The sequence below is a fragment of the Novosphingobium sp. CCH12-A3 genome (assembly GCF_001556015.1).
GTDB classification, from domain to species: domain Bacteria; phylum Pseudomonadota; class Alphaproteobacteria; order Sphingomonadales; family Sphingomonadaceae; genus Novosphingobium; species Novosphingobium subterraneum.
Genome location: NZ_LSIA01000060.1, coordinates 1 through 16,440, shown reverse-complemented (window position 1 = coordinate 16,440; position 16,440 = coordinate 1). Strand labels below are relative to the sequence as shown.

Here is a 16,440-nt window from a genome sequence, read left to right as displayed (position 1 = left end):
CACCAGCGGCACCTCAGTCTGCACCGGAAATTACACCACGACCGCGGACGCTAACTGGGTAGTTCTTGATTGGCAGCGGCCGGAATGATCGCGGTCAGCGCAACGCGGTATCTTCACCACAGCATCTGAAAGTGCAGTGGCATAGTCTTAGCACCGTGGCACATCATACGGCCTGCAATCTATTTCTGTTTAAGGACGCTGATACAGGCCCAGCGGCAAGGATTGATGCATACTCCGACCCGTTTGAACGTCCGCTATCCCGTTCCGGATTCTAAAACCTGCCGTTCCGGATCGTCCGCAATCATCGCCATACACCGGGAGAACCCAGCTATTTGAAAGGCGCCAGAACAGCCGCCCTCCCGGTTGATGCACTGCCCACTACCAAAGTGTGTCGCTGTAAATTTTCGGCGTGGAGGGCGTGCTTGGCGATCCTCTTCCAATTGTTAAGAACTGATCGAACATATGCCTTCGTCTCGCCGATGTCCGGAATGCGGCCGTCACTGAGCGCCCGACGCTCTGGACCTGCATTGTACGCTGCCAGCGCAAGGTCGATTCTGCGGAACCGGACCAACTGCTTGCGCAGATAACGAGCTCCGCCGCGCAAATTGCTCATCGGCTCAAATGGCCTTGCAACCCCCATCGCATCGGCTGTTCCGGGCATGAGTTGGCTCAGCCCTTTGGCGCCTGCCCTGCTTATGGCCAGTGTTCTGTAACCGGACTCCTGTGCGACCACCGCCTCTAACAGACTTGGCGAAATGCCCGCTTCGCACGCCGCTCTCGCTATATCGGCATAATGCATCTGCCGTCGTCCTTCGACCTTCGCAGAGAGCCAAGGTGCCGGAACATACGGCGCGAAAGGACAGGAGGAATAGGCGATCTGGTTGTGCGCTGGTGTGGTCCGCAGATCGGCGTTGGCGCGGATGAAGGAGCGCATTGCAGCGTTTACAGGACTGCTCGGGACCGAGAGCCACCTTGATTTGCGCAGGTCTTCAATATCATCTGGTTCTGCTGGTGCAAAAGCCATTAGCTCGACAGACTGCGCATGCGCTGACGGGGCAAATCCGAGAGTCGCCAGACCAAGTGCCAGATACCGAAACATTCACGCCTCCACAGGCGTGCCAGCTCGAAAGGGATTGCGCTAGGAGCATCTGACACGATCCGGTCAGCTAAGTCAAACCCTGTTCCGACCAAGCATCGAAATCACAGCTCAGGCCGTCTGCCGCCGGACCTGCGCTTCGAGTTCGGCTATGCGCTCCGAACAGATCGCATGGACCACGCGACCGAGTTCTTCGACCTGCTCTGCGAGCCAAGCCAATTCCTCGCCAGAAATCCGGTAATGCTTGGAATATCGGGCCTTCACATAGGCTTCCTTGAGCTTCTCGAACATCCCGCGCTGCTTGCGGTTGTCCGTCGGCCAGACATGAACGAGCCGCCGATCGAGCCGCTCGGCTTGGGTGCGCAAGAAGCCAAGGTTGTGCACGTGTGGCGTGTAGAATGTCACCGTGAGAAGGACACAGTGGTATAATCTCTCAACTGCCTGGTGAAAGTCGAAAGCAGCGTCGTTCCAATATCCCTTATCAAAGTAGAAACGGCCGCCCTCATATCGCTTGGTAGCAGCGGGGTACCACTCCTCGAAATACTCCCGCGCCATTGCCACTGCCTGCTGAGGCGTCTTGGGCTTTGGCTGATGCAGTTCCTCATCGTCCGCCTGGCACAGCGCGATGCCATCCCTCGCGACGTCGATGAAGAAGTAGCGCCCATGCGCCAGGCCGTCGTTCACCTCGCCCAGTGTGTGGACGATGAAGTTGACGGGCGTTTTGAGCGTGCCCGTCACTCCGTACTCGCGCATCAGGCGCTCATCGAGCCGCGACCAGCACTTTACCCGGTCGGTCAGCCGCGCATCGTTGACGATGATGAGGAGGTCGTAGTCAGACTTGTAGCCCTTGGCGGTGTGGGGTTCGTCGACCCAGCCGCCGCGCGCATAGGAGCCGTAAAGCACCACCTTCAGGATCCGGCCCTGCTTCTTCCATTCGCGGCGCGCCAGAGCAAAGCTGTCTTCAAACTCCTCGAAAACAAGCTGCACGACGCGCTCAAGCTCACGTTGTTTGTGTGCTGGGAGATGATCGAGACCGGTGCGCATCGTGCCGTCAGCCTAGCAGCAAATTACGAGCAATGCACCAATATGAATACTCTTTGACACACTGTATTCTATCAATTTATCAAGAACTGTGCTTCTTCTCCGGGCAGTTGCAGGGCCATGATGCAATTGATTTGCGTTGCGCCGCTGCTCCTGAGTGACCGGGTCGCCGCTGCGCATGTCCAGGCCGAAAAGCTAAAGGCTGCGGTGTGGGTCCCCAACGATCCGTTTCATGTCCCGGTCATTTCATATCCCTGTCCCAAGCCGCTCAAAATAAAGCCATTATAAAATGGCTGGCAATGCCGGTCGGGATCATCCTTGGCCTGCGACAATGGAGTCGCGTTTAGCCAAGAAGGATGAAGATCATGACCGAAGACACCCCCCGCGAGGACACCCTGATCGATCTGGGTGAAGCCTCGACCACCACCAAGGGCCAGGCGATCGTCGAACTCGACGTCAGCGGTGGCAACCTCCGGTTCCTCCCCGGGATCGCTGCCGAGTGACCGGCTCGGGCGCATGTCCCAGTTTCAGGGCATGCGCCCTTCGGCGCGTTTTCCCATGACCACTCCCCTCCCCGCATTGAGCTTCTGCGTTATCGAAGATACGGCGCTGTTCCTCGATCTGGCTCGCGACCGCTACTTCCGTTTGCCGGAAAGTGCCAATGCCGCTTTTCTCGCCAGTCTCGTCAATGACGTTGCAACTGCCCCCGCGTTGCAGTCAGCAGGACTTGACCAGTTCGTTTCACTCACTCCACTTCGCGCACAAGGGGGTGGCATCCATCCCCTAGAGGCCGCCGATCTGCAGGGATGCGGCTTCTCGCCTTCCCTGATCGCTCGCGCGCTCTGGGACCAGTGTGCTATCGAGCGCAGGCTGGCCAGGCGTGGCTTGCAGATGGTTCTGTCAGAGTTGCGTTCAGTGCTGTGCTCGCGGCACGCGCGCAGACCTTTCGGTGCGGAACACGCCGCACTGGTGAAGGCCTTCGAGGACGCTGGGCTTGTTCGAAGCGCAATCGACCGATGCTTGCCCCGCTCGATCGCGCTTGCGCACTTGATGGCGAAATCGGACTGCGCTTGTCAGGTCATCATTGGCGTCAAGCTCAGGCCCTTTGCCGCCCATTGCTAGGTGCAGGCCGGTCACCTCCTGCTTAACGAAAGCGTGGAAGAGGCGGCACGCTACAAACCGATCCTGATCCTGTGAAACCGGTCCGCTTCCTGTTGACCTGCCCGAAAGCGAGTGCGGGCAACGTCGAGCGCATCGCGTTGTCGACCAGTTGGCCGGGCCGCGTTCCCGGACCCGATAGCCCTCGCCTGTGGGTCGAGCACGAGGAGCACGTTCTGGACGCTGGCGAATGCGGTGTCGTGATCGGCTATCTGTTCGAAAGGACGACCGGCCGACGTGTCACCCGCCTGCCCCGAGAAATCTTGCAGTGTCCTGACGCATCAAGCTTCGCGTCATGGCTTACGCGCGAATATTGGGGCGCCTTCGCAGCCCTTCTTGTCGATGGACTGCAGCTGTGCGTTTACCCGGATCCGTCAGGACTGCTGCCAGTTTTCCGGTCGGAGACCGCCGCGTGCCAGTATTATACAAGCGACCCGAAGCTGCTGCATACGCCGTCCGTTTCCAAAGCGAGCGTTTCCTGGTCTGACTTGGCCGCTCATCTCCAACGGCCGGAATGGCGCGGTCAACGAACCTGCCTCACCGGCATCGAAGAACTGCCCGCGGGACACATTACCTCATGCTCAAACGGCGGCGTAAAATCCGTGGCCGTGTGGACCGCAGCACAATTCATGCCGGACAGAGCGACCCGATCCTTTGACGAATTGGCCGTTGAATTGCGCACGACGGCACAACGCGTCATGCAAGCGTGGGGAAGCGTATCCGGCCGCCTGCTGGTATCAGCCTCGGGCGGAGTCGATTCCTCGCTGATCGCCGCCGCGCTTGCGACGGCGGGTCAGGACTTCGCCTGCCTGACGATTGCAACGGGCGATCCCAGCGGTGATGAGCGCGTGCCAGTGCGGATGCTTGCCAATGCGTTGGGCGTCGAAACCATCGAGGCTCGCTACGATCCCCGCATGGTCGATCTGACCATTCCGGTTTCGCTCGGGTTGGCGCGCCCTTCGGGCAAGGCGTTCATGCAGGAAGTCCGGCGCCAAGCAATCAAAGCCGCTGGCCGGTATGGGGCAAGCGCGGTCTCCGATGGCAATGGCGGCGACAATCTGTTCTGCTATCTGCATTCTCCGGCGCCGATCCTCGACCGTTGGCGCAACGAGGGCCTGTCGCGCGGCACGGCGGCAACTTATCTCGACATGTGTCGGATCTCACAAACGACCGTGCCGGCCATGGCACGCGCATTGGCCTTGCGGGCGCGGCGGGGAGCTCGGCCTGCAGCCTGGACGGCTGACCGGCGATTGCTGGCAAACGATGTGCCCGCCTGTGACGCGCCGGCTGCAATAGGAGACCCGGGACAGGCGGTTCCGTTCAAGCATCCGGGGAAGGTCAATCACATGGCATTGTTGCTGCGGACGCAGAACTTCATCCATTCCGCCGGCGGTCCTGCCGACCCGTTGCAGTTCTCACCCTTGATGAGCCAACCCCTCGTGGAGCTGTGCCTGTCGATCCCGACATGGATCTGGTGCCAAGGCGGAATCAATCGGGCACTGGCCCGTGCAGCGTTCTCGCAAGAACTGCCCGGTGCCATCGTACGCCGCGTGTCCAAGGCCGGTCCCGACAGCGCCATGCGCGTTATCTTCGCTCAGAATCCGGCGCTGATCCGGGATATGCTTCGCGGGGGCCTGCTGATGGCCAACGGACTACTCGATGCGGTCGCGATTGATCAGGCCTTAGCCAGCGACCCGCATGGAGAAGACCCGATAATCTATCGACTGCTGGACTTTGTGGAAGCTGAGGCTTGGGCGCGCTCTTGGCAGCCTTGATCTCCAGCGTGGCTCAAAATTCCCCATCTGGTCATTTGCAGCGAAGAGCAGCAGGCGCAGGCGCGCCTGGCATGGCTTTCCAGCGCTCGTACTGATCGCGCTTGTCGGGCGAGCAATCCATCTCGTGCATCAACCAGAAGCGAAACCAGTCGACCGAGCGCTCATAGACCGCAAGCCGGTGCGCAGGTTGCCATTTGAAATGCGGCTCGTTCTCCAGCACGATCATTTCGATGGCCTTGCCCTGCTTGCGCAAGGCAGCAAAGACATCGAGACCCGCCTCGTATTCGCTGTCGCCGGTCTGGACCAAAATCGGTGCCTCAATCTTGTCCGCGTTGAGCACCAGTGACATCGGCTTCCAGAAATCCGGGGCGTCGCCCTCAAAGAAGCGGTAGCCCATTTCGCGCCCGAACCTCTCGAAATAGGGGCCTGCTGCGAGCGGATAGGAGAGCATATCCTCGCAGCACGCACCCAGGCTCGCGACCTTGAACAGCTTCGAATTGATCAGCGCCCATTGGGTGGTGGACGTCCCGTCGCTGAACCCGCTGATCCCCATCCGGTCGGCATCAACAGCGCCTGTGGCGATGGCCTGTGCAATGGCCATCTCGAGCGAGGACTGCACGCTTCTGCGATCGAGCCAGTCGGTACGATTGCGCGCCCGCAGTTGCTGCTCGTCCTTTGCCTCCATGACCCAGGCCGGAAAGTCTGGACGGGCAAAGCTCAGCACCGCAAATCCCTTCGCGGCGAGCACCTGGACAGGGACTTCATCACCGGTGCCGCCGCGAAGGAATCCGTCGCTGCCGTACTGGACGACAACGAGGGGGCGCTTCTGCCCTCGCCCGTGATCCGGCGGGAGCACGAGGTCGGCAAAACTTTCCACACCAAAGGTATTGCGAAACCGCAACCGCTGGACCGCGCCGAGTGTGAACCTTGACCAGTCGCGGTTCGGATCGTGGATCAGGCGCTCCCGACCCGTCGCAGGATCAATCGCGACGAGGCGGCGGGGTCGCGCGGCACTCTCGCGCGCGCAGACAAGCTCGGGTCCAGACATCGTGCAGCCGATCAAAGCATCTTCGGTCACGAAAACACGTTTTGGGCGAGGCCAGGACACGTTCCAGCGCAGCAAGCCTGTCTGGCTCTGCCCCCATCCGGTCTTCTGCAGCACGTAGAGGTCCCCAGTATTGGCTGCCCACCACAGGTGCCGTGCGCCGTCGCAGAGCGCCGTGTCACAAAGCCGGGTTGCACCGCCTGGCAGTCGCAGGACAAGGCGGGTCGGCGCGATCAGTCGACCGGGGGCCTTGCTCTCTATCCAGGCGGCGCCGCCATCCCCTCTCTTTGTAAAACCCCGCGCCCCGACCGGGATTTCGTCGCCCGGAGTGGCGCGCTGGTTCCCGAAGGCACCGATTTCGGCATCAGTGGCAGGGCGCACAAGACCAGCATCGTCTACCGCGGTATACGACATGACCATCGGCCCTGTGGGCAAGGGACGATCCGCAAACTGCGGCGAGAAGCGATCGTCGAACACAAAGCCCGTCCGCGCCTCAGCTCCAATCCGCGCGTTCGTTTCACGCAGTGATGGCCGCGTTTGCGCAATGAGTGCCTTCCCGTCTGTGCTCCAGCGAAAGTCCTCGACATCGTCGGGCAGAGCCGTTGCTTGCCTCGCCGGAGCGTTGCCGGCCACGTTCACGGTCCAGACCTGGGTCTGTTCCGACACGCGCTTGAGAAAGGCAATACGCTGGCCATTCGGAGACCAGCGCGGGGTGATGACCTGAGCGTACCCTGCGCCGACAACAGGGAAATTGCGCAAGGCGAATGTCGCGCGGATGAAAGCGCCGCCGCGGTCAATCTCTCGCGGCGGCGCTCCCTCCCTGACCAGGCTCGCGACCATGAGCTTCTGGCAGAAGGCATTGGCTTGCGGATTGGCCCGGCGCACGAGGAAGGCGATTTGCTTCCCGTCGGGCGATACGCCAAATGGGCTGGCAGATTCGTTGGGATCCGAACGCCCGATGTCGGCCATAGTCGCCAAATCGCCGGAAGTGAGCTCGCTGCCCTTGTCCTTGCCTGGCCTCAAGGCTTCCCCTTCAAGCGACAGGCAAGGGTCGACTGCTGCAGACGTTTCGGGGACGGAAACCCCGGGCATGACAGCCTGAACCAATATGAGCGCCGCGCCGGCCAGCATCACCATCGCCTCGACACGCCAAGGGCCACGAAGCGGCCAATCGGAGAAAAGTTTGTCGAGTCATAGGGTGTGTCGGTCGGCCCCGTCGTTCGAATGATCTGCGGCTTCTTGTTGGCGATGTTGTTGACGACAAGCGAGAGGGCCAGACCCGGTTCGTCACCTACACCGGCAATCGCGGTATAACGGAGCGCAAGATCGACTGTCGCTTGTGATGCAATGCGCACAGGCGTCGCGAAGCGGCGGTCGGCAAGCGCACCGGTGTAATTGACATAGGCCGACGCCAGAACCTCACGCGACTGGTAAGCGACGCTGCCGCGACCGCGGAACTTCGGCGGATTGAACAGGGTCCCCGCAAGATCGGCCTCGGGCAACGCCGCGTTGACCTGTTGGCCGCTGTCGAGCCACGAGCCGGCAAGATTGGCCGTGAGCGAACGACCCGATCTCAGGTCCTTGCGCCAGTTGAGAGACGCATCGACCCCTTTGATGTTCTGAATGGCGACATTGAGATTGCGATTGTCGACCAACGCGACGACTGCGGCGGGATCATAGGCGCGGCCCGTAAAGTTCTGCAGACCGAGCTGTGCCCCTTCTATGAGCTGGCTCAGTCGACCTGCATCGGGATCGCGATCAATCAGCGAAGCGTAAGCAGGATCGGTAAAGGCAGCTGCGATCGAACCGGCAATGGGCTGGACGACCCTGTCGCGATAACGGATGTCAAAATAGCTCGCTTCGAAGGTCAGGTTTGGCAAAGCAGCGGGGGTAATCACGAACCCGGCGGTCCACGAACGCGCCCGTTCGGGTTTGAGAACAGGATTTCCGCCGCTGGTATACAGAACCGCCTGAGCGCCTGTGCCGGCCCCGAAGGCTGCTGCAGGCAGGAGGTAGGCCTGGTACCCGACATATTGTTGGTACAGCGTTGGCGCCTTGAACGATCGCGCCCACGAGGCCTTGAACGTAACATCGTGCACGGGCGCGTAGATCAGGCCCAATCGCGGCGTCGCAACCTGTGCCATGCCCGGGTAGTCTTCGTAGCGCATGGCGGCTGACAGGCTGAGCCGGTTGATTCCGGCGATGCCATTTTCTGAGGCAACAAAGGGCAGGAACACTTCCCCGAATCCATAGACGCTGTGGCGCGACACCTCGAAGGCTTGCGCCAACGTCCCTCCGACAACCCGGGTGAAGTTCATGCCATTATCGCGATAGCCGCCGCCGATGGCGAGGCGAGCGGGACCACCAGCCAGTGCGAAGAGTGGGCCGCTTGCATTGACTTCTGCCGAAGTGGCATCGTTGCAGTAGCAACCCTGGGTTACCGTGGGCGTGCTACCCGAGGGGGTGAAGGTCGTATGGTAGCGAGTGCGGTCGCGCCCGAAGGCGCCCAGGAGCTTGATGCTCCAGTCACCTCCTGCTTCCAAACGCAGCTCTGGAGCGATGGAAAACGTGGTGACCCGCGGCGAGAACAGATAGCGCGCAGATGCGGTACCGCCGATCGTACGCGATGTCCGCCTCGAATAGAGCACATCCATGCTGAAGGTGAGGCGCTCACCCAAATCCTGGTAAAGCGTCATCAGCGCGGCGTGCCGCCTTTGCTCCGGGTACAACGACGCCCGGGCGTCGAGCGAGGATGCGTAATTGCGCTGCTCGGCAGAGATCGCGGAATTGTGCGCATAGTCGTAAGCCAGCATGGCGCCGCCGGAGGACCACTGCGTGCCGCCCACGACATCGGCTTGCTGGCGAAAATAGCCGCCATCGGTTGCGGCGCCGATCTGCGCCGACGTTGCAAGGCCGCTATAGTTCCGCTGCAGGATCACGTTGACGACACCGGCCACCGCATCGGAACCGTAGAGGGCCGAGGCACCATCGGGCACAACTTCGATGCGCTCGAGCGCCGCAACCGGTATCGCGGAGATATCGACGCCACCAAAAGCCGAATCGTAGGGCAGCCTGTGGCCGTTGAGCAGCGTCAGTGTTGCGTCTGGTCCCAGGCCGCGCAGATTCGCGCTGGCTGCCGAGTTGACGTTGGTGTTGATCAGGCCCGCACCCGTTCCAACCCCCGGGTTTTGACCACCTGCAAAGTTCTGCGGAATCGCCCGCAAGGCCTCGCCGGTATCGGTCTGCCCGGCAGCCACGATGGTCTCGCGCGACAGCCTGATCACGGGCGCTGCCACTTCGGCACCACGGATCAATGATCCTGTGACGACGATCGGCGCATTGTTATCCCCAGAGAATGCAGCCTCGCGGGGCATGGTAACGACGATCGTACGGTTCGAAAAACTCGCCTGTAGTCCACTTCCCGACAGAAGCCTGGTCACGGCCTGTTCCACCGTCATCCTTGCGCGTAAGGGTTCGACCCGACGACTGCTGACAGCCTCGGCCGGAGCATAGACCTGCCACCCCGCCTTGGCGGCAACAGCCATGAGCGCTGCACCAAGATCAGTCTCGGAGATCTCGAAATCATAGCGCGCTTCTTGCGCCTGAGCGGGCGTTGCGATCAGCACGGCGCATGCGCCGCCAAGCAAACTGGCAAGCAACCGGGGTGAGCAGGTCATCGATAGTTCCCTCATTCTCGTTGATCCGGTTGCGCGAGAGCAGCCGGGCTATGAGGGCAATGACGTCGGGATCGGCCGTGACCCTAGTTGCAATTGCAAATAAATTTTCAGGGTCGGTCGATGTAGAATCCCTCGGGACGTTCCGAGACCGTCAGGGTAAAGACGCGCGCCATGTTTCGGGCAACCGCGGATGGATCGACGATCCGGAAGCGGCCGGAAATGCGAAGTCTACCAAGCGCAGGATCCGAAAGAATGATGGGCTTGGCGGCGTAGCGGTTTACGGTGTGCAAGAGGTCAGCCAAAGGGACACTGCGATACTGCACCCACCCTTGTGGCCAATCTCGCTCATCTGCAGCAAAGCGCGGCTGCAGCGGCTCGGCCCGGCCTCTCGCAAGACGCATGGACAGGCCTGTGGGAAGCCCACGCCCGCCGACGACATAGCCTGCGCTTTGCAGGACGGGCCGCGTCATGGCCTCTCCTGCATAGAGCTGCACATATGGCGCCTTGCCACCGCTCCAGCTCACATCGAAGATGCCGTTTCGGGAGATTATCTCGCTGTCGTCCACACGCACCACCCATTCAGTCCCACCGCCGGGAAGACGCAACTGGGCACGTCCCTTGACCACGGTGACAACTGGCTCGCCGTCTTGCTCTTCGAAGTGCACTTCAGTCGCAGAATCCAATGCAATGCTTGCGCCTTGCGCGAGTTGCACGGTGCGCATCGTGCCATGCCTGGTAGCGAATGTGGTGGCACGCCCATCTGACGCAGTCTGTTGCAGCTTGAGCAGTGGTCCCCTGACAACACCTGTGGCAAGGGCGACAGCGACACTTGTCGCAAGAGCGCCCCCAATCCATGAATGGGTATCCAGACGGAGAAGCGGCGGCCGACGATGCCGCGGCGCGGCCGACCTCTTGAGCACCTCAGCTCCATCAAAGGTGGCAGCCACCTGCTCAAACGCCACGCGGTTCAGCTCGCTTGCGTCGCGCCATTTCACGAAATCCGGACGGTGTCGATCTGGATCAGGCCCCCTCAATATGACAAACCAGTGCGCGGCCTCGTCGGTGGCGACCGCGTTGCGTTCGCTGTCGGATCCCCCCTCACCACTCATCGCTGAAGACTCACCTGTGCACTGCGAGACGTTTGGCAAGGTGTGCAAGCGCCTTGGACATGTGATATTCGACCCCCGCAGTGGTGAGGCCTGTGACCAGAGCTATCTCCTGATAGGTCAGCTCATCAACCCGATGCATCAGGAATATGTCGCGCGTCCTCTTGGGGAGTGCCGCAAGTGCCGTCTCGTAGCGTAACTGCAACTGGGCAGCTTCGAGTATCGCAGCCTGATCGGCAAGATCGGGCGAATGCTGCGTATCGTCGAACTGGACCAGCGGTCCGCGTCGCTTCCGGACACGCAACGTGTCGATCACGAGGTTCTGGGCAATGCGCCAGAGATAACCTGCCGGGTTCTCCAGGCGCTCAGTCTGACCTCTGCCCAAGGCCCTGACAAAGACATCCTGCACCAGATCCGCGGATGCGTCTGGCCCTGCCTTCCAATCAAAGTAGCGCTTCAATCTGGCCTCCTCTTCGCGGTACGCCTTGTCGAGCGTGCTGTCGCGCGGCGACGTCAGCGCAGGGGAAAATCTGGTAGGAGACACATTGGCACCGAAGCCGGCATGATCCCGGCAGCCTGGCAAGGTAGTTGCCGACTGCGTTTGGAGTCAGGTCTGTGCCGGCCTCACGTGGCGATGACCGACCACCGGTCCATCGGGACAGGCGTGCTTGATGCCTGGCGGAATTGTAGTCCGGGCAGCTTATGCCAGCTGTTCGTGCTGCCTACGCAGAAGATGGCGCGATTGCAGGGACTTGGCAAGAGTCAACGACCAATCGGCGTCAGCTTCTGGTCGGATGAATTTGCTGTAACATGGCAACGAGGCGTGGCGCAGCAGAAATCCGGCGCTGATGATAACGCCGCATAGCGACCGCAGTCTGCCGCCCGGGCGAGTCTATCACCGTGGCCTCGAGATCTGCGACTTCCTGTTTGGCGTCGCGCAAGACCTCGACCTCGATCCGCCGGAAAGGATGAAGGCGATCATTGAGCGACTCTATTGCGTCCGCCAGGGCCTCGTTGCGCGCGGCTGCAGCGATGCTGCTAAACAACGCACGCGAGCGCAGGGCGAGGTCGGGTTCGCCGGTCCCGATATCAGTGATCCCAGCTTGGCCCGTGCGCTTCACTGCGAGGCCCACCAGCGAAAGGTTGAGCTTTAGGAGGTCACGAAGGTCGAACGTGCAGAGCCGCGGCACATGGAAGCCGAAACCTGGCCTCAGGTCCACCAAGCGCTCGCCAACAAGGCGATTGAGACTGTCGCGAACCGGGGTCATGCTGACGCCTACCAGGTCGGCGATCCGCGCGCTCTCCAGGCGAGAGCCCGGGTGCCAGGCTCCATCCAGCAACTTTTGCTTAATCGCCGTGTATGTCGGTTCGAGGACATGCGCCGGGCTCATCGCTGTGCCCCCTGCCGCCGCGCGAATTCCGAGAGCATCGCGGTCTGATCGGGTCGTAGTGCATCGACCGCACCGAGCTTGCCTCGCCTGCCGCGATTGAGCAACACGGACGGGCATTGCCCTTCGTAATTCCCGAGATTGGGACGATGCTGAGCATAGCCGACAAGCGCCGCGAGTTCGGGCGAGAATGTCCTTGCGACCTTCGGCGGATAGGCCAGCCACATGTTCTCGTATGGTTTGAGCCAGCCCAGACTGTACCCGACAACGATCGCGCGGCGGACGCCCGAGGAGCGGTTTGGACCTGCGCCATGAAGCGTCGAGCCCAGAAAGCATATGGCAGAGCCAGGTTCGCACTCCGTGATGACGGGCTCTGGAAGCTCCGAGAAATCCTTTGGCGGATCACGATGCGTGCCGGGGTAGATCCGAGTGGCACCGTTTTCAGACGTGAAGGGATCCAGAGGCCAGATCACGTTCAGGAGGTATTCGTGCGCCCCCTTCACCCCCGCCCACATGTCCTGATCGCAGTGAGGGAATTGCTCGAGTTCGCCCGGGTGGATTGCAATGGCCTGTGCCACGTTGAGCTGGATTCTGTCACAGGCGCAACCCAGCACTGCCTGCGCCAGGGCGAGCACAGTGGGCTCCATGACGATTTCCGAAGCCCGCGTCGATCGGCGCAGCAGGCTGCCGAAGCGCTTGGTCCGATAGCCATAGAAATGACCTTGGCCGAATGGGGTCGTTCTGAACGGGACCTCCAAGTCTCTAGCCAGATCGGACAAGATTCTCGGCGAAAGAAGCTGCGGGATGACGCAGTAGCCTTGCGCCATCAGCTCATCGAGCCATGGCTCGATTGTGATGGGCGTCATGCCGCTCCTCCCCTCGCGGCGGGCATTTCGATAATCGGCTCGGCAAAACAACCTGCCTGCTTGAGCCCTTCAAGGGTATTCCCGTCGATACTGATGTGCAGACCGACGAGCATTTGCCCATCATGTGTTACAGCATCGCCAAGCGCCCGGCATTGCCACCCGAATGTCCGGATTTGCCGATACCAGGCAAGGCCGGCGACACCGGTATAATCCGTGACACAGTTTCTCAGCGCGTACTGGACCAGCGCGGTCACGAGCTCGTTGCGCGCTACCTTGCGCTGTGCAGCCGTCAGCCGCGGATCAAGGCAGAAGCGGGTTATTTCCCGGGTCGCAGGTCCGGACGGAACTGGCCCGGGGCACAGCACCGGAAACATGTCTCGCAGGATGTGGGAGGTATCGGTGCGCAGCAGCCTGGTCGATGCCCGATGCTCTCCGTTTTCATCGAGCAGGATCAGGTAATCGGCATGCTGGTTGTCGAATTGATCAACCTCGTACTTGCCGGCAAGGACTGGCAGATCCCAGCGCAGGAGGTCGATAAATACCCGCTTGCGGGCGGCAAACATGGTGCGAAAGGCGTGGGCTTCATTCGCTGCGGCGTCAGTGAGGTTGAGCATGGGGCCATCTCCAGGTTGGGATGGCGCATCCAAACAGCGAGCGGACGTTCGCGGTATTCCCAGATCTGGGAATGGCGGAACTTAAGAAAGCTCTTCCCGGCGATCCTCTTAATCGAGGAGGTTGTTCCACCAACGCAGGAGGTCCGGAAAGCTGATCAGACCGTCATAGAGGGCGCAGAGGATGAGCGTCTGGCCACAGTGGACGTTGTAACGTTCTCGGGCATCCTTGAGGTGCTTGCGCACGGTAAACTCGGTGACGCCCATGATGATTGCAGCCTCTGCTGCCGTCTTCCCTCTGGCGGACCACAAGACGCATTCGCGCTGCCTGTCCGAAAGTGCTGGCCTGCAATCGTAGTGGCCCAGCCCTGCCAGTCCACGTGCGGCCGCTATCGCGATGCCTCCAAGCAGCTCAGCCACTTCCAACCGCTCACGGGGGAGTTCAGTTCTTGGGCCGACCACGAAGGAGCATGAGCCGCTGCCTTCGCCGGGTATGTGGCGAGGCACCGTGTATCCGTCTGCGACGCCGACGTGGCGACCAACAGACAGCATGCGATGATCGCCACTCGTCATGGGGATCAGCCTCGCAACGTTGCGCCATTCGAAGCCCAGCAGTGCCCTATCGCAGGCACGGCGCACCGGGTCCTGTCCCGCGAGGTCAAAGCAAACATACACCTCGGCCCATTCTGCCGGATAGTTGTGCATCAAGACCGACTTTCGCTCCTCAAAACGAACCCGCGGCTCATAGGCTACTGCGAAATGATCGAACCCGAGTTCTCGCGTGATGTGCGCGAGGCAGTCCGACAAGGAAGCTGAAGTCTTCGCATCGATCAGGTAGGGTGCAAATTCGCGAACGAGCGACAAAGGCATGCCTGACAATCGGCACCCCTGACGTAACCCAACCCGTCAAGGATGAACCGCCCTGCAACGCCCAGACCCTGGTTCCATGCCAACGCCTGCGGCTGTTTAACCAACGCGCTAGGCCGATTAGTGCCGAGCGTGCGTCCAATATATCGCGCATACCAACCGTGATCAACCGAAATAGTTTAAAGGACCTTTAGTTCACGTTGGGTTTGAGATGTCAGCAAGCTTCTCCACTTAAAAAAGTATTACTGCAAAAATGCACGAACTTGTGTCAGTGGATTATATTTTGAAGTACCAAATTCGAAGAATCTCGAGGCATCGTCCCCCACTCAGAGGATCTGACCTGCCACGGGTAATTACCTCTAGTTGCGATTAGAGTCCGGCCTGCGGAAGGACGGACGAGATGAAGCGTAAGAGGTTTTCATAGGAGGGGTTTCCGTACCGGTTTCGCCAAAAGTAGCGGTAAGGAATATCATTTAATATCAGTATGATGATCAAGCTGTCTATTCTCAACTACTGTTATTTCAATGACTTGTACATCCATCAGGTTTTCAAAGACTCTGCGTTGAATCTTCCATAGCCTCGTCGATCCGCAGAGGAGACTGGCCGATGGAGAGCTGGAGGGAACAATACCTGGGCGTCGATTCATTGCCCGCTTCTTTGACCCAGGCCGAAGTTGCCTTCTTCTTCAAACCAATTGAGCAAACCCTGCCATTTGTTGAGACACGCCGCCGACCACTGACCCGGCTCGGCTTGCTGCTGCACATCGGCTTTCTCCGCATGACCGGACGACCGCTGGCGGCATTCGACAGAATCCCACCAGTCATCCTTGAGTTCGTTGCCGATCACGCTGGCGTTCCAGCCCCCCAGATTGCAACGTTGCGCGCAATCTATCGACGCCGCATGTCCCTTTTCGAACATCAACGCCTGGCTGCCGAAGCCATTGGATGGCGGACAGCGGAAGACGGCGTGTTGCGAATGCTGACCGCCTTCCTGCGCCGCCAGGCTGAGACAGAGATCTCCCGACCAGATCTTGTGCGCCAGGCGCGTCGGTGGCTGTATGATCGCTCGTATATCTTGCCGGGGGAGCGGCTGCTGGAGCGTATGGCCGCCATCGCTCAGGATTATGTCCTGGACGGCCTCAAGTCGGAAATCGAAGGTGCGGTCGGCGCTGAGATAGCGCCAAGTTGGGCAGCAAGCCTGTCCGGTGCAAAACCAAATGGCAGCGGCGTTTCCATGCTCGACTGGCTGAGTGGGCGGCGATGACCTCGATCGCCGGGAAGGTTGGCTGCACGACCGAAACGCTGCGCCGCTGGTGCCGCGAGGAGGCGAGCCGACGAGCGGGGCCAGCGGCGCAGGTCGCCAATGACCGTGAGCGCCTCAAGTTGCTGGAGCGGGAAGTCAAGGAGCTGCGGCGGGCCAACGAGATTCTGCGCAAGGCGTCCGCGTATTTTGCGATGGCGGAGCTCGACCGCCACGGCGGATGATAATGGCGTTCATCGACGCCCATCGCGAGGACTTGGGTATCGAGCCGATCTGCCGTGAACTGGCGATCGCCCCGTCCTCCTACCACGAGCATGTTGCCCGTCTTGCCGATCCCGGCAGGCGACCTGCTCGTGCCCAGCGCGACGACGAGATGCGAGCACAGATCAAGCGTGTCCATGACGCCAGCTTTGGTCTCTACGGCACGCGCAAGGTCTGGCACCAGTTGCGGCGCGAAGGCGTAGTGATCGCCAAGTGCACGGTGGAACGGCTGATGGCCACCATGGGCCTGGCAGGTGTGCGGCGGGGCAAGAAGACCATCACCACGGTC

Annotated in this window: 14 protein-coding genes, 2 pseudogenes and 1 other annotated feature; of the genes and pseudogenes, 5 read left to right on the top strand and 11 right to left on the bottom strand. The window is 60.8% G+C overall.

Translation table 11 applies throughout. The annotated features are described in order from the left end of the window. Window positions 1-328: 328 nt before the first annotated feature. Both AX703_RS26440 and AX703_RS04460 read right to left on the bottom strand, forming a co-directional pair. Window positions 329-1,099: a lytic transglycosylase domain-containing protein gene (locus AX703_RS26440; protein ID WP_082734397.1), complete on the bottom strand. Its 771-nt coding sequence runs from the start codon at window positions 1,097-1,099 to the stop codon at window positions 329-331. Window positions 1,100-1,207: 108 nt separating this feature from the next. After that, window positions 1,208-2,140: a HEPN domain-containing protein gene (locus AX703_RS04460; protein WP_062342919.1), complete on the bottom strand. Its 933-nt coding sequence runs from the start codon at window positions 2,138-2,140 to the stop codon at window positions 1,208-1,210. 362 nt (window positions 2,141-2,502) lie between these two features. Between AX703_RS04460 and AX703_RS27225 the strand changes: the two genes are divergently transcribed. From AX703_RS27225 to AX703_RS04450, 3 genes are all read left to right on the top strand, one after another. After that, a complete protein-coding gene (locus AX703_RS27225) occupies window positions 2,503-2,640 on the top strand; it encodes a benenodin family lasso peptide (protein WP_197423613.1) in 138 nt (45 codons plus the stop codon). A 55-nt stretch (window positions 2,641-2,695) separates the two neighbouring features. Further along, entirely contained in the window at window positions 2,696-3,259 is a 564-nt protein-coding gene (locus AX703_RS04455) for a lasso peptide biosynthesis B2 protein (RefSeq protein WP_062342917.1), read from the top strand. A 734-nt stretch (window positions 3,260-3,993) separates the two neighbouring features. After that, window positions 3,994-5,070: an asparagine synthase C-terminal domain-containing protein gene (locus tag AX703_RS04450; protein ID WP_197423612.1), complete on the top strand. Its 1,077-nt coding sequence runs from the start codon at window positions 3,994-3,996 to the stop codon at window positions 5,068-5,070. Between the two features lie 31 nt (window positions 5,071-5,101). Here AX703_RS04450 and AX703_RS04445 read toward each other — a convergent pair whose 3' ends face one another. The 9 genes and pseudogenes from AX703_RS04445 to AX703_RS04410 all read right to left on the bottom strand — a co-directional run bounded on the left by AX703_RS04445 (window position 5,102) and on the right by AX703_RS04410 (window position 14,633). Next, window positions 5,102-7,207 carry an Atxe2 family lasso peptide isopeptidase gene (locus AX703_RS04445; RefSeq protein WP_197423611.1) on the bottom strand — a complete coding sequence of 702 codons (2,106 nt, stop codon included), beginning with the start codon at window positions 7,205-7,207 and terminating at the stop codon, window positions 5,102-5,104. A 38-nt stretch (window positions 7,208-7,245) separates the two neighbouring features. Next, a complete protein-coding gene (locus AX703_RS04440) occupies window positions 7,246-9,792 on the bottom strand; it encodes a TonB-dependent receptor (protein ID WP_197423610.1) in 2,547 nt (848 codons plus the stop codon). 107 nt (window positions 9,793-9,899) lie between these two features. Beyond that, window positions 9,900-10,514 carry a hypothetical protein gene (locus AX703_RS28200; RefSeq protein ID WP_231735378.1) on the bottom strand — a complete coding sequence of 205 codons (615 nt, stop codon included), beginning with the start codon at window positions 10,512-10,514 and terminating at the stop codon, window positions 9,900-9,902. A 228-nt stretch (window positions 10,515-10,742) separates the two neighbouring features. Continuing rightward, a pseudogene (locus AX703_RS28815) lies at window positions 10,743-10,901 on the bottom strand (FecR/PupR family sigma factor regulator); the annotation flags it as partial. 10 nt (window positions 10,902-10,911) lie between these two features. After that, the gene (locus AX703_RS04430; RefSeq protein ID WP_197423609.1) at window positions 10,912-11,358 is read right to left on the bottom strand and encodes an RNA polymerase sigma factor; all 447 of its coding nucleotides are present in this window, start codon (window positions 11,356-11,358) and stop codon (window positions 10,912-10,914) included. Between the two features lie 319 nt (window positions 11,359-11,677). After that, window positions 11,678-12,289, bottom strand: coding sequence for a GntR family transcriptional regulator (locus AX703_RS04425; RefSeq protein WP_062342905.1), 612 nt, complete (start codon window positions 12,287-12,289; stop codon window positions 11,678-11,680). Continuing rightward, window positions 12,286-13,152 (bottom strand): phytanoyl-CoA dioxygenase family protein, encoded by an 867-nt coding sequence (locus AX703_RS04420; RefSeq protein ID WP_062342903.1) that lies wholly within the window; start codon window positions 13,150-13,152, stop codon window positions 12,286-12,288. The genes AX703_RS04425 and AX703_RS04420 overlap by 4 nt, the downstream gene beginning before the upstream one ends. Beyond that, a complete protein-coding gene (locus AX703_RS04415) occupies window positions 13,149-13,766 on the bottom strand; it encodes an acyl-homoserine-lactone synthase (protein ID WP_062342901.1) in 618 nt (205 codons plus the stop codon). Before AX703_RS04415 ends, AX703_RS04420 begins: the two co-directional genes overlap by 4 nt. A gap of 108 nt (window positions 13,767-13,874) precedes the next feature. Next, window positions 13,875-14,633, bottom strand: coding sequence for a LuxR family transcriptional regulator (locus AX703_RS04410; protein WP_039335484.1), 759 nt, complete (start codon window positions 14,631-14,633; stop codon window positions 13,875-13,877). A gap of 603 nt (window positions 14,634-15,236) precedes the next feature. On the opposite strand from AX703_RS04410, the gene AX703_RS26435 reads away from it, so the two are divergent. Together AX703_RS26435 and AX703_RS26430 are read left to right on the top strand one after the other, a co-directional pair. Next, window positions 15,237-15,893 (top strand): DUF4158 domain-containing protein, encoded by a 657-nt coding sequence (locus tag AX703_RS26435; RefSeq protein ID WP_082734391.1) that lies wholly within the window; start codon window positions 15,237-15,239, stop codon window positions 15,891-15,893. Then, window positions 15,875-16,440: pseudogene (locus AX703_RS26430) on the top strand (IS3 family transposase); the annotation flags it as partial. The gene AX703_RS26435 and the pseudogene AX703_RS26430, both read left to right, overlap by 19 nt. Beyond that, window positions 16,072-16,186, top strand: a sequence feature (AL1L pseudoknot). (Overlaps the previous pseudogene by 115 nt.)

Excerpts from the sequence above, each read along its gene's own strand:
- AX703_RS04415 (WP_062342901.1), bottom strand. The coding sequence starts at position 13,766 with ATGCTCAACCTCACTGACGCCGCAGCGAATGAAGCCCACGCCTTTCGC.
- AX703_RS26435 (WP_082734391.1), top strand. The coding sequence starts at position 15,237 with ATGGAGAGCTGGAGGGAACAATACCTGGGCGTCGATTCATTGCCCGCT.
- AX703_RS04460 (WP_062342919.1), bottom strand. The coding sequence starts at position 2,140 with ATGCGCACCGGTCTCGATCATCTCCCAGCACACAAACAACGTGAGCTT.
- AX703_RS28200 (WP_231735378.1), bottom strand. The coding sequence starts at position 10,514 with ATGCGCACCGTGCAACTCGCGCAAGGCGCAAGCATTGCATTGGATTCT.
- AX703_RS04450 (WP_197423612.1), top strand. The coding sequence starts at position 3,994 with ATGCAAGCGTGGGGAAGCGTATCCGGCCGCCTGCTGGTATCAGCCTCG.
- AX703_RS04440 (WP_197423610.1), bottom strand. The coding sequence starts at position 9,792 with ATGACCTGCTCACCCCGGTTGCTTGCCAGTTTGCTTGGCGGCGCATGC.
- AX703_RS04410 (WP_039335484.1), bottom strand. The coding sequence starts at position 14,633 with ATGCCTTTGTCGCTCGTTCGCGAATTTGCACCCTACCTGATCGATGCG.
- AX703_RS04455 (WP_062342917.1), top strand. The coding sequence starts at position 2,696 with ATGACCACTCCCCTCCCCGCATTGAGCTTCTGCGTTATCGAAGATACG.
- AX703_RS27225 (WP_197423613.1), top strand. The coding sequence starts at position 2,503 with ATGACCGAAGACACCCCCCGCGAGGACACCCTGATCGATCTGGGTGAA.
- AX703_RS04420 (WP_062342903.1), bottom strand. The coding sequence starts at position 13,152 with ATGACGCCCATCACAATCGAGCCATGGCTCGATGAGCTGATGGCGCAA.
- AX703_RS26440 (WP_082734397.1), bottom strand. The coding sequence starts at position 1,099 with ATGTTTCGGTATCTGGCACTTGGTCTGGCGACTCTCGGATTTGCCCCG.
- AX703_RS04445 (WP_197423611.1), bottom strand. The coding sequence starts at position 7,207 with ATGCCCGGGGTTTCCGTCCCCGAAACGTCTGCAGCAGTCGACCCTTGC.
- AX703_RS04425 (WP_062342905.1), bottom strand. The coding sequence starts at position 12,289 with ATGAGCCCGGCGCATGTCCTCGAACCGACATACACGGCGATTAAGCAA.